At 62.1% G+C, this 14924-nt stretch carries 20 protein-coding genes; 15 read left to right on the top strand and 5 right to left on the bottom strand.

What is annotated here, in order from left to right:
- Positions 1-70: 70 nt before the first annotated feature.
- The 15 genes from FG13_RS10265 (at position 71) to FG13_RS10195 (ending at position 11660) form a co-directional block, all read left to right on the top strand.
- Positions 71-604, top strand: a complete 534-nt coding sequence (locus FG13_RS10265) for a VOC family protein (protein WP_035820586.1) — start codon at positions 71-73, stop codon at positions 602-604.
- 50 nt (positions 605-654) lie between these two features.
- Positions 655-1683, top strand: a complete 1029-nt coding sequence (locus tag FG13_RS10260) for a fumarylacetoacetate hydrolase family protein (RefSeq protein WP_035820584.1) — start codon at positions 655-657, stop codon at positions 1681-1683.
- Between the two features lie 14 nt (positions 1684-1697).
- Positions 1698-2348: a maleylacetoacetate isomerase gene (gene maiA / locus FG13_RS10255; protein WP_035820582.1), complete on the top strand. Its 651-nt coding sequence runs from the start codon at positions 1698-1700 to the stop codon at positions 2346-2348.
- A gap of 133 nt (positions 2349-2481) precedes the next feature.
- Positions 2482-3261 carry a uracil-DNA glycosylase gene (locus FG13_RS10250; RefSeq protein WP_035820580.1) on the top strand — a complete coding sequence of 260 codons (780 nt, stop codon included), beginning with the start codon at positions 2482-2484 and terminating at the stop codon, positions 3259-3261.
- Between the two features lie 37 nt (positions 3262-3298).
- Complete coding sequence (locus FG13_RS10245) at positions 3299-3850, top strand: NADAR family protein (RefSeq protein ID WP_035820578.1); 552 nt, start codon at positions 3299-3301, stop codon at positions 3848-3850.
- Positions 3851-4039: 189 nt separating this feature from the next.
- A complete protein-coding gene (iscR, locus tag FG13_RS10240) occupies positions 4040-4516 on the top strand; it encodes a Fe-S cluster assembly transcriptional regulator IscR (protein ID WP_034779566.1) in 477 nt (158 codons plus the stop codon).
- 40 nt (positions 4517-4556) lie between these two features.
- Positions 4557-5813: an IscS subfamily cysteine desulfurase gene (locus FG13_RS10235; protein ID WP_035820576.1), complete on the top strand. Its 1257-nt coding sequence runs from the start codon at positions 4557-4559 to the stop codon at positions 5811-5813.
- A 55-nt stretch (positions 5814-5868) separates the two neighbouring features.
- Entirely contained in the window at positions 5869-6258 is a 390-nt protein-coding gene (gene iscU / locus FG13_RS10230; protein ID WP_034779562.1) for a Fe-S cluster assembly scaffold IscU, read from the top strand.
- A gap of 51 nt (positions 6259-6309) precedes the next feature.
- Positions 6310-6630 (top strand): iron-sulfur cluster assembly protein IscA, encoded by a 321-nt coding sequence (gene iscA, locus FG13_RS10225; protein WP_010399774.1) that lies wholly within the window; start codon positions 6310-6312, stop codon positions 6628-6630.
- Between the two features lie 66 nt (positions 6631-6696).
- A complete protein-coding gene (gene hscB, locus FG13_RS10220; RefSeq protein ID WP_035820574.1) occupies positions 6697-7212 on the top strand; it encodes a Fe-S protein assembly co-chaperone HscB in 516 nt (171 codons plus the stop codon).
- A 108-nt stretch (positions 7213-7320) separates the two neighbouring features.
- Complete coding sequence (hscA, locus tag FG13_RS10215; protein ID WP_035820572.1) at positions 7321-9207, top strand: Fe-S protein assembly chaperone HscA; 1887 nt, start codon at positions 7321-7323, stop codon at positions 9205-9207.
- Positions 9208-9268: 61 nt separating this feature from the next.
- Positions 9269-9610, top strand: coding sequence for an ISC system 2Fe-2S type ferredoxin (gene fdx / locus FG13_RS10210; RefSeq protein WP_035820570.1), 342 nt, complete (start codon positions 9269-9271; stop codon positions 9608-9610).
- A 1-nt stretch (position 9611) separates the two neighbouring features.
- Positions 9612-9806: a Fe-S cluster assembly protein IscX gene (gene iscX / locus FG13_RS10205; protein WP_034750067.1), complete on the top strand. Its 195-nt coding sequence runs from the start codon at positions 9612-9614 to the stop codon at positions 9804-9806.
- On the top strand, positions 9793-10710 hold the full coding sequence (locus tag FG13_RS10200) for a class I SAM-dependent methyltransferase (protein ID WP_034750064.1): 918 nt from the start codon (positions 9793-9795) through the stop codon (positions 10708-10710). Before iscX ends, FG13_RS10200 begins: the two co-directional genes overlap by 14 nt.
- Positions 10711-10901: 191 nt before the next feature.
- Positions 10902-11660 (top strand): rRNA pseudouridine synthase, encoded by a 759-nt coding sequence (locus FG13_RS10195; RefSeq protein WP_035820567.1) that lies wholly within the window; start codon positions 10902-10904, stop codon positions 11658-11660.
- Between the two features lie 87 nt (positions 11661-11747).
- Here the strand turns inward: FG13_RS10195 and FG13_RS10190 are convergent, their stop codons facing one another.
- The 5 genes from FG13_RS10190 to FG13_RS10170 all read right to left on the bottom strand — a co-directional run bounded on the left by FG13_RS10190 (position 11748) and on the right by FG13_RS10170 (position 14552).
- On the bottom strand, positions 11748-12224 hold the full coding sequence (locus tag FG13_RS10190; protein ID WP_051958869.1) for a group III truncated hemoglobin: 477 nt from the start codon (positions 12222-12224) through the stop codon (positions 11748-11750).
- Positions 12225-12287: 63 nt separating this feature from the next.
- Positions 12288-12824, bottom strand: a complete 537-nt coding sequence (locus FG13_RS10185) for an RDD family protein (RefSeq protein WP_035820565.1) — start codon at positions 12822-12824, stop codon at positions 12288-12290.
- Positions 12814-13581 (bottom strand): DUF3106 domain-containing protein, encoded by a 768-nt coding sequence (locus tag FG13_RS10180; RefSeq protein WP_035820563.1) that lies wholly within the window; start codon positions 13579-13581, stop codon positions 12814-12816. The genes FG13_RS10185 and FG13_RS10180 overlap by 11 nt, the downstream gene beginning before the upstream one ends.
- Positions 13582-13986, bottom strand: coding sequence for a DUF3619 family protein (locus FG13_RS10175; RefSeq protein ID WP_035820561.1), 405 nt, complete (start codon positions 13984-13986; stop codon positions 13582-13584).
- Positions 13983-14552: an RNA polymerase sigma factor gene (locus FG13_RS10170; RefSeq protein WP_034750048.1), complete on the bottom strand. Its 570-nt coding sequence runs from the start codon at positions 14550-14552 to the stop codon at positions 13983-13985. The genes FG13_RS10175 and FG13_RS10170 overlap by 4 nt, the downstream gene beginning before the upstream one ends.
- Positions 14553-14924 lie beyond the last annotated feature (372 nt).

Raw genomic sequence — 14924 nt, 5'->3', positions numbered from 1 at the left:
TTCTAATGGTGAAAAGCTGAAAAACAGGCCAGCCAACGCGCCCACGGCGCCATCCATTGGAGACAAGCACATGAAGATCAAGCAAATCCACCACGTCGCCTACCGCTGCATCGACGCGAAGAAAACCGTCGAGTGGTACGTCAAGCATTTGAACATGAATTTCGTCCTCGCCATCGCCGAAGACCTGGTGCCGTCGACCAAGGCGCCGGACCCTTACATGCACGTCTTCCTCGATGCGGGCCAGGGCAATGTGCTGGCCTTTTTTGAACTGCCGACGCAGCCGCCGATGGACCGCGACCGCAATACCCCGGCCTGGGTGCAGCATCTGGCGCTGGAAGTGGGCAGCATGGAAGAACTGCTGGCCGCCAAGGAACGCCTGGTGGCCGGCGGCATCGAGGTGCTGGGCCCCGTCAACCACGCCATCTTCCAGTCGATCTATTTCTTCGACCCGAACGGCCATCGCCTGGAACTGGCGGCCAACGTGGGCACGCCCGAGATGAAGGCCAAACTGGACGCCGTCAAATGGGAAATGCTGGAAGAATGGTCGCAGACCCGCCGCGCTCCCAAGCACGCCGCCTGGATGCACGCGCCGGCCGAAGCCTGAGCGCCCCAGACCGGCAACCTCTCTGAAACAACCACCGAACAAGGAACACCATGAAACTCGCAACCCTGAAAAACGGCAGCCGCGACGGCGCCCTGATCCTCGTCAGCCGCGACCTGCGCCAGTACCAGCGCGTGGCCGCCATCGCGCCCACCTTGCAGGCGGCGCTCGACAACTGGGACGCCGTGGCGCCGAAACTGGAGCAGGCGTATGCCGACCTGAACGCGGGCCAGGCGCCGGACGCGCAGCCGTTTGATGCGGCGCTGTGCCACTCGCCGCTGCCGCGCGCCTACCAGTGGGCCGACGGTTCCGCCTACATCAACCACGTGGAACTGGTGCGCAAGGCGCGCAACGCGGAAGTGCCGGCCTCGTTCTACACGGACCCGCTGATGTACCAGGGCGGCTCGGACAGTTTTATTGGCCCGCGCGACCCGATCTTCGCCTTGTCGGAAGAGTGGGGCATCGACCTGGAAGCGGAAGTGGCGGTGATTACGGGCGACGTGGCCATGGGCGCCGGCGTGGACGACGCGGCGAAAGCCATTCGCCTCGTCATGCTGGTCAACGACGTCTCCTTGCGCAACCTGATTCCGGGCGAACTGGCCAAGGGTTTCGGTTTCTTCCAGTCGAAGGCGGCCAGCGCGTTTTCGCCCGTCGCCGTCACGCCCGATGAACTGGGTGCCGACTGGGCCGGCAGCAAGCTGCATTTGCCGCTGCTGGTGGACCTCAACGACAAGCCCTTCGGCAAGCCGAACGCGGGCGAAGACATGACCTTCGACTTTGCCCAGCTGGTCGCGCATGCGGCCAAGACGCGCGAACTGGGCGCCGGCAGCATCATCGGTTCCGGCACCGTGTCGAACAAGCAGGGCAACCTGTTTGGCTCGAGCATCGAGAACGGCGGCGTGGGCTACTGCTGCCTGGCCGAAGTGCGCATGTATGAAACCATCGAACATGGCGCGCCGAAAACGGCCTACCTGAAGTTCGGCGACACGGTGCGCATCGAAATGCGCGACGCGGCCGGCGCCAGCATCTTCGGCAGCATCGAGCAGACCGTGGCCCTGTACGCTGGCGCCACACGCGCCTGAGGGGAGGGCGCCCCATGAAGCTGTACACCTACTTTCGCAGTTCGGCCGCCTACCGCGTGCGCATTGCCTTGAATCTCAAAGGCATCGCCTACGACAGCATCCCCGTGCACCTGCTGCAGGATGGCGGCCAGCAGCTGCTGCCAGCCTACCGCGCCGTCAATCCGTCGGCCCTGGTGCCGGCGCTCGACGACGACGGCGCCATCCTGACGCAGTCGCTGGCGATGCTCGAGTATCTGGACGAGACGCGCCCTGACGTGCCGCTGCTGCCGGCGGACGCGCTGGGCCGCGCCAGGGTGCGCGCGCTGGCGCTGGCGATTGCCTGCGACGCCCATCCGCTGACGAATCTGCGCGTGTTGAAATACCTGAAAAACACCCTGGGCCTGTCGGACGAGGCCAAGCAGGAGTGGTACCGCCACTGGATGGCCGAGGGGCTGGCGGCCGTGGAGGCGCTGCTGGCGCAGGGCGATCCGGCCGGCACGGGCCTGTTCTGCCATGGCGACGGCCCGACGATGGCCGATTGCTGCCTGGTGCCGCAGGTATTCAATGCGCAGCGCTTCGCCATCGACCTGGCGCCATACCCGCGCGTGGCGCGCATCCATGCCCATTGCGCCGGCTTGCCCGCGTTTGCGGCCGCCCATCCGTCGCGGCAGCCTGACGCCGAATAGATTTTCTAAGCCGCAAGGCAGGAAGCCCCGTCTGGCAACAGGCGGGGCTTTTTTATGCGTGCTTGATTTTTGGTGGCTAATGCCAGCTTGCCGGTGCGCTACAATTTGCGTTTGCCCAAATACTTTACGCGCCATGACTGCAACAACCGTTCCTGCCAGCATCACCGATACCCTGTCCCTGGCGCATGATTCCTGGCGTCCCATCCTGCTGCGCGGCTTGCACGCCGTGATGGCGGCCGATCCCACCTACCTGCCGGCGCTGGCCGCCGACGATTACCTGCCCACGCAGGGCCGGCTGTTCGCCGCTTTTGCCCTGCCGCTGGCGCAGGTGCGCTACGTGCTGGTGGGCGAGGGGCCGTATCCGCGCGCCGACAGCGCCACGGGCGTGTGCTTCATGGATGGCGCAGTCGGCAGTCTGTGGTCGGCCACGGGCCTGTCGAAGCCCGTCAACCGCGCCACCTCGCTGCGCAACTTCATGAAGATGCTGCTAGTGGCCGATGGCCAGCTGCAGGCCGGAGATACTTCCGGCGTGGCCATGGCGCCCGTGGCGGCCGCCGCGCAACTGCCGGGCAGCGGCGTGATCCAGACCTTGCCCGACTTGCAGCGCAAGATGACGGAACAGGGCTTCCTGCTGCTCAACGCGGCGCTGGTGTTCCGTGCCCACGTGCCGCCCGTGCAGGATGCGCGCGGCTGGCTGCCCTTCCTGCAGGTGGTGCTCGAAGCGCTGGCGCAGCAGGGCGGGGCGGCCTTGCCGCAACTGGTGCTGTGGGGCAAGATTGCCGAGCTCATCAAACGTTTGCCTGTGGCGGCGGCCTTGCCGCAGGTGACGGCGGAACATCCGTATAATCTGTCCTTTATCGGCAATCGTGACATGGAGGCCTTGTTTGGCCCGATGCAACTATTGCGTGCTTGAAATTGAATTGACGCCATCTGGCGGAAACGCGGGGAATATGCAAATCAGTAACGTGGAAGAATTGAAGGCGTGGATCGCGGCGGGCGGTGTGCCCGACTATCTGTATTTCTGGGGACACACGCCGGCGCAGCCGCAGGTGCCCGACAAAAGTTGCTTCAGCCAGTGGTTCCCATCGCCATTCAGCCTGGCCGGTGTGACGTATGCGACGGCCGAGCACTACATGATGGCGCAAAAGGCGGCCCTGTTTGGCGACACGGCCGTGCAGGCACGCATCGTGGCTGCCGCGCGGCCCTCGGAAGTGAAAAAGTTGGGGCGCGAAGTGGCGAACTTCGATGCCAAAGTATGGGAAGCGGCCCGCGCCGGCATCGTCTTCGATGGCAACTTTGCCAAGTTTTCGCAAAAGGCCGCGCTGCGCAAGTTTCTGCTGGGCACGGGCGAGCGCGTCATCGTCGAAGCCAGTCCCGTCGACCGCATCTGGGGCGTGGGCCTGGCGTCGGACAATCCGCGCATCCTGGACCCCGCCACCTGGGATGGCTTGAACTTGCTCGGTTTTGAACTGATGAAAGTGCGCAGCGCCTTGCGTGCTTGACGAGTACTGTTGTTTTCCTGATGCCGCCGCGCCTGGCGCGGCCGGCCATGCCCCTGCCAGCCCTGTGGTCATCGAGGGGCGCTCTGACAAACCCCGCCGAATTTGTTATACTTGACTAAATCATTCAACTACTCAGGGTTTGAGAAGTTGAAAAGCCGCAATATTTTAAACCAGTTGACCAGAGGATGTATGCGTCTGACTACAAAAGGCCGTTTTGCCGTGACCGCGATGATCGATCTTGCCCTGCGCCAGGGTAAAGGTCCGGTCACCTTGTCCGGCATCAGCCAGCGCCAGTCGATTTCCCTGTCCTACCTGGAACAGCTGTTTGGCAAGCTGCGCCGCCATGAGATCGTCGAATCGATCCGTGGTCCCGGCGGCGGCTACAGCCTGGCGCGCCGTGCCGACAAAGTGACGGTGGCCGACATCATCATCGCCGTCGACGAACCGCTGGACGCCACGCAGTGCGGCGGCAAGGAGCATTGCCACGGCGCCGATGCGGCCACCGGTGCGCGCTGCATGACGCATGAATTGTGGTCCACACTCAACGAAAAAATGGTCGATTATCTGGATTCTGTGTCCTTGCAGGACCTGGTCGACCAGCAGAGACAAAAGATTGCCGAACAAAGCGTGATGGTGATGCACCGTAACCACGCCGCCCTCGGTTGATAATGACAAAAATACCAGTTGCTGATTGCAGGAGTTATTGATGAACGCCCCAGAAAAAAACGTAGGCCAAGTGCACTTTGAAACCGCACCGCATTTCCCGATCTATATGGATTACTCGGCCACGACGCCGATCGATCCACGCGTCGCCGACAAGATGATTCCTTACTTGCGCGAGCAGTTCGGCAATCCGGCATCGCGCAGCCACATGTATGGCTGGACGGCGGAAAAAGCCGTGGAAGAGGCACGCGGCCACGTGGCGGCCCTGGTGAACGCCGATCCGCGCGAAATCATCTGGACTTCCGGCGCGACGGAAAGCAACAACCTGGCCATCAAGGGCGCGGCGCAGTTCTACAAGACCAAGGGCAAGCACATCATCACTGTCAAGACCGAGCACAAATCGGTACTGGACACGGTGCGTGAACTGGAACGCATCGGCTTTGAAGCGACGTATCTGGAACCGCAGGACAACGGCCTGATCACCGTCGAGCAGCTGGCCGCGGCCGTGCGCCCGGACACCATCCTCGTGTCGGTCATGCTGGTGAACAACGAAATCGGCGTGATCCAGCCGATCGACGAGATCGGCGTATTCTGCCGCTCGAAAGGCATCATCTTCCATTGCGACGCCGCGCAAGCGACGGGCAAGGTCGTCATCGACCTGCAAAAGACCAAGGTCGACCTGATGACCTTCACGGCGCACAAAACCTACGGCCCGAAAGGCGTGGGCGCCCTGTACGTCTGCCGCAAGCCGCGCGTGCGCCTGGAAGCGCAGATGCACGGTGGCGGCCATGAGCGCGGCCTGCGCTCGGGCACCCTGCCAACGCACCAGATCGTCGGCATGGGCGAAGCGTTCCGCATCGCCAAGGAAGAAATGGACAGCGAAATTGGCCGCATCCTGGCCTTGCGCGACCGCCTGGCCAAGGGCCTGCAAGAGATCGAAGAAGTCTACATCAACGGCGACATGGACCACCGCGTGCCGCACAACCTGAACGTGAGCTTCAACTACGTCGAAGGCGAGTCGCTGATCATGGCGATCAAGGATATCGCCGTGTCGTCCGGTTCGGCCTGCACCTCGGCCAGCCTGGAACCATCGTACGTGCTGCGCGCCCTGGGCCGCAGCGACGAACTGGCGCACAGCTCGATCCGCTTCACCATCGGCCGCTTCTCGACCGAGGAAGACATCGACTTCGCCGTCAACCTGCTGAAATCGAAAGTACACAAGCTGCGCGAACTGTCGCCGCTGTGGGACATGTTCAAGGATGGAATCGACATCAATTCGATTCAATGGGCAGCCCACTAACCAACACCGTGGCCCCTGTTGACGGGGCCGGCAAGAATATTAAAGGAGCATCAAAATGGCTTACTCGGACAAAGTACTCGATCACTACGAAAACCCGCGCAATGTGGGCGCTTTCGACAAGGGTGATGAAACCATCGGCACCGGCATGGTCGGCGCGCCCGCCTGCGGCGACGTGATGAAACTGCAGATCAAGGTCGGCGCCGATGGCCTGATCGAAGATGCGAAATTCAAGACCTACGGCTGCGGTTCGGCCATCGCGTCGAGCTCGCTGGTGACCGAATGGGTCAAGGGTAAAACCCTGGACCAGGCGCTGGCCATCAAGAACACGCAGATCGCCGAAGAACTGGCCCTGCCGCCAGTGAAGATCCACTGCTCCATCCTGGCGGAAGACGCCATCAAGGCAGCTGTTCTGGATTACCAGACCCGTCACCCGGCAGCAGCTTAAACGTTGGTAGCCCGCCCCAGCCGCAAGGCCGGGGCAGTTACGGAGAAATACATGATCACACTGACCGAAAAAGCGGCGAAACACATCAACCGTTATATCGAACGGCGCGGCAAGGGCATGGGCCTGCGCTTTGGCGTGCGTACCACGGGCTGCTCGGGCCTGGCCTACAAGCTGGAATATGTCGATGAAGTGGCGGCCGAAGACAGCGTTTTTGAGTCGCACGGCGTGAAAGTCTTCGTCGACCCGAAAAGCTTGCCTTACATCGACGGCACGGAACTCGATTTCGCGCGCGAAGGCTTGAACGAAGGTTTCAAGTTCCACAATCCGAACGAAAAAGACGCCTGCGGCTGCGGCGAGTCCTTCAGGATTTAAACAGCTGGCAAGACCCCGGTCGGTGCGCTGTACCCATCGATTGCGGTACAGCGACCACTGACCATTATGCAAAACCACTTCGAATTATTCCAGTTGCCGGCGCAGTTCTCGCTCGACATGAGCGCGCTCGACGCAGCCTACCGCGACGTGCAGGGCAAGGTCCATCCGGACCGCTTCATCAACGCCAGCAGCGCTGAAAAGCGCGTGGCGATGCAATGGGCCACGCGCGCCAATGAAGCCTACCAAACCCTGAAAAGCCCGCAAAAACGCGCGCAATACCTGTGCGAGCTCAATGGCGTCGACCTGCAGACGGAGTCGAACACGGCCATGCCGGTCAGCTTCCTGATGCAGCAGATGGAATGGCGCGAAGAACTGGGCGACGCGCGTGCCGGCAAGGATGCCGACGCGCTCGACGCCCTGGACCGCCAGCTGCGCGGCGAACGCAAGGCCTTGCTGGCCCAGGTGGCGGCCCAGCTCGACGCCGCCGACTATGTGAATGCGGCGCAAAGCGTGCGCGCCCTGATGTTCCTCGACAAATTCGGCGAGGAAGTCCGTTTTGCCTATGAGGCGATTGAAGTTTGATCTCCGGATAGCTTGACCGGCGTGCCAAGCGCCAGTCTGGCGCGCGTCTTATAATGCGCGACAGGCATCAACCGCATCACGCAAAAAATTAATCGAGGCACGAATACAATGGCACTTCTGCAAATTTCCGAACCAGGCATGTCGACCGCGCCGCACCAGCACCGCCTGGCCGTCGGCATCGATCTGGGCACCACCAATTCCCTGGTCGCCACCGTCCGCAACAGCATCCCCGAGGTGCTCAACGATGAAGACGGGCGCTCCCTGCTGCCGTCCGTCGTGCGCTACCTGCCGAACGGCCACGCCAATATCGGCTACAAGGCCCTGGCCGCGCAAACGACCGACCCGAAGAATACCATCGTGTCCGTGAAACGCTTCATGGGCCGCGGCCTGGCCGACATCGCCTACGCGGAAAACCTGCCCTACGATTTCCAGGATACGCCTGGCATGGTGCAGCTGAAAACCGTGGCCGGCGTGAAAAGCCCCGTCGAAGTGTCGGCGCAAATCCTCGCCACCCTGCGCCAGCGCGCGGAAGATTCGCTCGGCGACGACCTGGTCGGCGCCGTCATCACCGTGCCGGCCTACTTTGACGACGCGCAGCGCCAGGCCACCAAGGATGCGGCGCAGCTGGCCGGCATCAACGTGCTGCGCCTGCTGAGCGAGCCGACGGCCGCCGCCATCGCGTATGGCCTCGATAACGCGTCCGAAGGCGTGTACGCCGTGTACGACCTCGGCGGCGGCACCTTCGACATCTCGATCCTGCGACTGAGCAAGGGTGTCTTCGAAGTGCTGTCCACGGGCGGCGACTCGGCGCTGGGCGGCGACGATTTCGACCGCCGCCTGTTCTGCTGGATCAGCGAGCACGCCAAGCTGGCGCCCCTGTCCGACGAAGACACGGCCATCCTGATGGTGAAAGCGCGCGAGATCAAGGAATTGCTGTCGACCAAGTCGGAAACGACGATCGACGCCAAGCTGAACTCGGACGAAGAGATCCACCTGCGCATCACGGCAGCGGACTTTGCCGCCATGACGCAGCACCTGGTCGCCAAGACCATGAACGCCATCAAGAAAGCCCTGCGCGACGCGAACGTGGATGCGGACGACGTCGACGGCGTGGTGATGGTGGGCGGCGCCACGCGCATGCCGCACGTGCAGCGCGCCGTGAGCGAATTTTTCCACACGACGCCGCACGCGAACATCGACCCGGACAAAGTCGTGGCGCTGGGCGCCGCCATCCAGGCGAACTTGCTGGCCGGCAACCGCGCCGCCGGCGACGACTGGCTGCTGCTGGACGTGATCCCGCTGTCGCTCGGCATCGAAACCATGGGCGGCCTGGTGGAAAAGATCATCCCGCGCAATTCGACGATCCCGTGCGCGCGTGCGCAGGAGTTCACGACGTTTAAAGATGGCCAGACGGCGTTGGCCGTGCACGTGCTGCAGGGCGAACGTGAACTGGTGAGCGACTGCCGCTCGCTGGCGCGTTTTGAATTGCGCGGCATTCCGCCGATGGTGGCGGGCGCCGCGCGCATCCGCATCACGTACCAGGTCGACGCGGACGGCTTGCTGTCCGTCTCGGCGCGCGAGCTGCGCTCGGGCGTGGAAGCGTCGATCAGCGTCAAGCCGGCCTACGGCCTGGGCGACGACGACATCGCGCGCATGCTGCAGGATTCGTACACCTCGGCCGACGTCGACATGGTGGCGCGCGCGCTGCGCGAAGAACAGGTGGAAGCGGAGCGCATCCTGCTGGCCACGCAGTCGGCGTTGGACGAAGACGGCGGCTTGCTCGATGACGCCGAGCGCGTCACCGTCGACGGCTTGATGAACAAGGTGCGCGACGCCATCGTGCAATCGCAAAGCGGCGCCATCGATCACCAGGCCTTGAAGCTGGCGATTGAAGCGTTGGCCGACGGCACCGAGGATTTCGCCTCGCGCCGCATGGACCGCAGCGTGCGCACGGCTCTCACCGGCAAATCGCTGGATCAGGTCGTACAAGACTAATTGAACAGCGCGCCGCCGAAGCTGCGGCCGCGCTCCGAATGACAGACTGAAAGAAGAAACCATGCCACAAATCGTTATCCTGCCGCACGCCAAGCTTTGCCCGGACGGCGCCGTCATCGAAGCCCCTGCCGGCAAGTCCATCTGCGACATCCTGCTGGAAAACGACATCGACATCGAGCACGCCTGCGAAAAATCGTGCGCCTGCACCACTTGCCACGTGCTGGTCCGCGAAGGCATCGAATCGCTCAACGAAGCGACGGAACTGGAAGAAGACATGCTGGACAAGGCCTGGGGCCTGGAAGCCGTGTCGCGCCTGTCGTGCCAGTCCATCGTGGCCGACGCCGACCTCGTCGTCGAAATCCCGAAATACACGATCAACCAGGTCAGCGAAGGCAGTCACTAAGATGAAATGGTCCGACATCACCGCGATTGCCGAAGCCTTGTTCGACACGCATCCGGACATCGATCCCCTGACCGTGCGTTTCACCGACCTGCATAACTGGGTGGTGGAACTGGACGGCTTCGACGATGACCACACGCGCGGCGGCGAAAAAGTGCTCGAAGCGATACAGATGGCGTGGATCGATGAAGCGCGCTAAGGGCGCGGCAGCCGCCGCCACCGCAGTCGCTGCGCCGAAAGACATCATCACGGCCGCCAGCAACATGCCCGAGATCAAGGATGGCCAGTCGGTCGCCTTGCTGCAGGAATTGCACATCCTGACGCGCGACGGCAAGATGAACCAGGACAGCCGCCGCAAGCTCAAGCAGGTGTACCACCTGACGCAGTTCATCGAGCCGTTGCTGCGTGAAGTGCAGCTCGACCACCCTGGCGTCTCGCTGGTGGACCACGGCGCCGGCAAGTCGTATCTGGGCTTTATCCTGTACGACCTGTTCTTCAAGAACGGCAATGACGGTTCGCACATCTACGGCATCGAGACGCGCGAAGAGCTGGTGCAGCGCTCGCAGGAGCTGGCGAAGAAATTCAAATTCCCCGGCATGTCGTTCCTGCCGCTGTCCGTGGCCGAATCGACGGAGTCAAACTTGCTGCCGCAGCAGATCGACATCGTCACTGCCTTGCATGCCTGCAACACGGCCACCGATGACGCGATCCACTTTGCCTTGAAAAAGAAGGCGAAATTCATGGTGCTGGTGCCATGCTGCCAGGCGGAAGTCGCGTCCGTGCTGAAAAAGAACAAGGGCAAGAGCCTGGGCAAGAGTGTCTTGACGGAACTGTGGCGCCACCCGCTGCACACGCGCGAATTCGGTAGCCAGATCACCAACGTGCTGCGCTGTTTGCAACTGGAAGCCCATGGCTACCAGGTCAGCGTGACGGAACTGGTGGGCTGGGAGCATTCGATGAAGAATGAACTGATCATCGCCAGCTACAAGAACTTGCCGCGCCAGCGGCCGACGGAGCGCCTGCAGGAAGTGCTGCAGACCTTGGGCCTGGAAGAGATGGGCCACCGTTTCTTTGCCGAGGAATTGGCCAAGGCCACGGCCTGACTTGTTGGATTACGCGTTCCGCTAATCCAGCCTACCATATTCGCCACCGCCGCGCCGGTCGGGTAGGTCGGATTAGCGCGCAAGCGCGTAATCCGACAACCACCAGGCAGTCAGCAACAACGTCAACAAAAGGGGAGGAGCCGGTCGGTTACAATACCGGCTTTCTCCTCCCTTGCTTTTTGCGCCTCCCCATGACCACACCAATCGAAATGCCCACCGTCCGCCTGGCCAAGCGCCTGTCTGAAGACGTACCTTGTTCGCGCCGCGAGGCCGAGCTGTATATCGAGGGCGGCTGGGTGACGGTCGATGGCGTGCTGGTGGAAGAGTCGGGTGCGCGCGTGGCCGACAATCAAACGGTGGTGCTGCTGCCAAATGCAACCCTGGAAGAAATGCCGCCCGTGACGATTCTGCTGCACAAGCCGGCTGGGATCAATGGCGGCGTGGGTAGCGAAGGCAAGCCGGCATTGAGCTGTTTGCGTCCCGAAGAAATTTTCACGCCGGAAAATGTGGCGCCCAGCTCCGTTACGCGCTTTCTCAAGCGTCATCTGATCGGCCTGACCATCACCAATCCGCTCGAGACCATGGCCTCCGGTTTGCTGGTGTTTACGCAGGATTTCCGCGTGGCCCGCAAGCTGGTCGACGAAGCGAAAACGGTGGAGCAGGAATTCATCGTGGAAGTGTCGGGCGCCATCGCCGAGAATGGCCTGGCGCTGCTGAATCACGGCTTGCCCTTCAATGGCAAGCCTTTGCCGCCCATCAAGGTCAGCTGGCAAAATGAAACGCGCTTGCGCTTTGCCCTGAAAAACGTGCAGCCAGGCCAGATCGCCCACATGTGCAAGATGGTGGGGCTGGACGTGGTCGCCATGAAACGCTTGCGCATTGGCCGTATTTCGATGGGCGCCATGCCGTCAGGCCAGTGGCGCTATCTGCAAGGCTACGAACGGTTCTAGTAACACCTGAGCAAACCTACTGCGCGTCGCTATTTGCGGCCTGCGATGCTCACTGTACTAGAGTACAGTTGCGCTTCTTAGCCACAACTAGCTTCCGCTCGCTACGGTTTTCTCAGGCGTCGTGAGGCTGGCTGTTTGCTGCGGACTGCATTTGCTCGCGTGGCTTTCCGCAAAGCTTTTCCAGAGCCGCTCGGCAATATTCAAGGCAATGGTGTCGGCCTTCTCTTGCAGGGCCGCATTGCCCATGCTTTCCGTCGTGGCGAAGAACAGGGTCAGCCAGCGGCGGAACATGCAGGGCGTGAGGTGTTCCATTTGCGCGTGCTGGGCCAGCGGCTTGCCGTGGTAGCGCATGGTGCCGCGCAGCAAGCCTGACCAGAAATCGACCAATGTTGCCAGGTGGGCATCCCAATCCTTGACCTCGGCGGCAAAGATGGGGCCCAGCATGGCGTCGTCGCGCGCGGCCGCATAAAAGGTGTGGACGAGGTGTTTGACTTCGTCTTCGCTGCAGACTTCCTCGCGGTAGGGAGCGAAGCGTGTGTGGGGGAGGGGGGCGGTATTATTCATGGCATGCCATGATCGCAGAGCCCCCGTGGCGCTTCAATGACCCAGGTCAAGCCGCATAAAAACTCAGGCGGCGACTTTCTTCGACTTCTTCGCCGGGGCTGGCAATTGCACGATTTGCGTGCCCGCCAGCTTGTCGTGCAGGAATTGCCCATTGCCCGTGAACAGGGCCGTGCCAGACCAGGCCAGGATGCCGATGCCGATGGCGCCCAGAGCTGTCCAGTGCTGCAGGTCGAAGGCATACGCCGCCACGAGCGCGGGCAGCAGCCACATCCATGACAGGACATAGCGGTAGGCGGCCACGCGCAGCGGCACGTGGGCGTGGCCCGGCAGCACGACTTTCAGGCGCCACGTCTTCATGGCCAGGGTTTGCCCTTCGCGGCTCCACTGATGGATGAAATACGCGCCCATGACGAGGAAGGCCAGGCATTGGCGCATGTGTTCCGTCAACGGCGTATGCGCGCCTTGCACGGCCAGTTCAAACAGCAGGAACGGTAAAAAGAGCACGGCCAGGGCCAGCAGCGACTCGTAGACCATGGAAATCAGGCGGCGCTTGATCGTGGGATGGGAAGTGGTGCTGGCGGCAGGCGTACTATTTGACATTGCTTGGCAGTGGGGCAGGCGTGGCAGGTGGCGTGACGGGCACGGCGGCGGCGGGTGGTGTGGTGGCGGCAGGATCGCCTGCCGGCACGGCCGTCGCTGCGGGAGCGGGCGGCAGGACTGGCGCGGCGACGGCAGGCGCTGCCGGCGTGGCGGGCGGCAGGATCACGGGCGGCTTGCTCGTATTCGAATTGATCGCCGGCACTTTGCCCAGCGGTTTTTTCGGCACGAGTTCCGTCGCCAGCTTTTTCTTTTGATCTTCCGGCAATTGCTGGTATTGCTCCCATTGCGCGGTTTTTTGACCCGGATCAATCTTCTTCGTGCGGGTATAGTTCTCGCGCACGAGGCGGCGCTGTTCCGGCGTCAACTTGACCCATTCGCGCATGCGGTCATGCACGCGGGTTTGCTCGTCTGGTGTCATGGACGCGAAACGGTTGGCGATATCGAGCCATTTCTGCTTGCGCAAGGCTTCCAGCTTGTTCCATTCGCCCGCCAGCGGCTGCAGGGCTTCCTGCTGCGCGCGCGACAGCTTGTTCCACGATGGATTCTCGCCCGCCTTGGGCGTGCCGCCCTTGCCGGCCGTGCGGGGCGAGCCGGGCTTGGCGGCCGGCGCTGGCGCCACCACGGGCGCGGCGGCCACGGGAGGTGCGGCGGGGGCGGCATGTTGCTGCGCGCCTACCCAGGCGGCGCCCGCCAGGGCGCAGGCACCCAGGCCGACGCCGCCGGCCAGCCAGCCTTTGCGTACGCTCGTGCGTGCCATTTATTGCTCGCGTTTCGTCAGGTAGGCGTTGAAGCCATGGTCCATATAGGCGGAGAGCGGCAATTCGTCCGACAGCACGGCGGCGTCGATTTCTGCCAGTTCGGCAATATGTTGTTCCTGCTCAAACTGATAGATGCCCACCAGGCCGCCGACCAGCAGCAGCAGGGGGATGATGACGCTCATGCGGCCCAGCCACGACAGCGGTTCGACGAACAGGCTGCTGGCGATGCCGGCGAAGACGTCCTTGCGTACGGCGACGGCGGCGGGCGCGTCCGCCTTCTTGCGCGACAGGGCCAGCTTGCGTGCCGCCGCCAGGCGATCGGTGGCCGATGCGGGCAGGTCGTCGAGTTTTTCGTTCAGTGCATGGCGCACTTTGTAAGCGAAATTGAGATCGTCGGTGTTCATAATTTAATTCCCTTGGCTTTCAGCGATTCGGCGAGCGTGTGGGTAGCTCTAGAGCAATGTGTTTTCACGCTACCTTCGGAGCAACCCATCGCTTCCGCTGTTTCAGCCACATCCATGTCCTGCCAGTAACGCATGAGGAAGGCTTCGCGTTGACGTGAAGGCAGTTTTTGTACCTCTGCATCAATCAAATCAAGCATTTGCGCGCGTTCGACCTGGTCGGCCGACGATTCGGCGGCGCTGGAGCCTTGTTCCGATTCATATGTATCAAGTATATCAAAATCTTCATGCTCGTCGCCCGAGGGCTTCATGCCGGAAAACAGGCTGACCCAGGTGTTGCGCACCTTTTCCCTGCGGAAATAGTCGAGTATGGTGTTTTGCAAGATGCGCTGGAACAGCATCGGCAGTTCGGCGGCCGGCTTGTCGCCGTACTTTTCGGCCAGCTTGATCATGGCGTCCTGCACGATGTCGAGTGCCGATTCTTCCTTGCGGACCGCGTAGGCGGCTTGCTTGAAGGCGCGCCGCTCGACATTTTCTAGAAAGTCGGATAATTCTTTGTCTGTTGCCATGCGGTATTGGGGATCTTAGCGGCTGCGGGGGCGGTGGGCGAATTGGGGCGGGTATGCTTTTTGCAACCCCGTGCATGCTAGCAAAAAATGTGCGTTTCCGCAGGGTTTTTGCACGGCGTGCGGGCGAAATGGCCTTTCGGCCGACATTTTCCTTGACCATAATGGTGCAACGCGATAACGTATGGGACGCTTTGAACACCCCAAAGCCCTATGGTCAGGTCGCGACCGGCACACAAGGCCATCCGCGGCAAGACGCGCTTTCATTTGTAGGCAGTTTGTTCTAACCCGCGCCACAAGCGCGAGCGGTTCGTACAGGCGCCACAGAAACTCCGGCCAAACGAGTTGCGTTAAGCGTTGTTTTGTAAGGTATCT

This window comes from Janthinobacterium sp. RA13 (genome assembly GCF_000745325.1).
Classification (GTDB): Bacteria; Pseudomonadota; Gammaproteobacteria; order Burkholderiales; family Burkholderiaceae_D; genus Janthinobacterium; species Janthinobacterium rivuli.
Note: the sequence above shows the minus strand (reverse complement) of the source record. Positions and strands in the feature narration are given on the sequence as shown.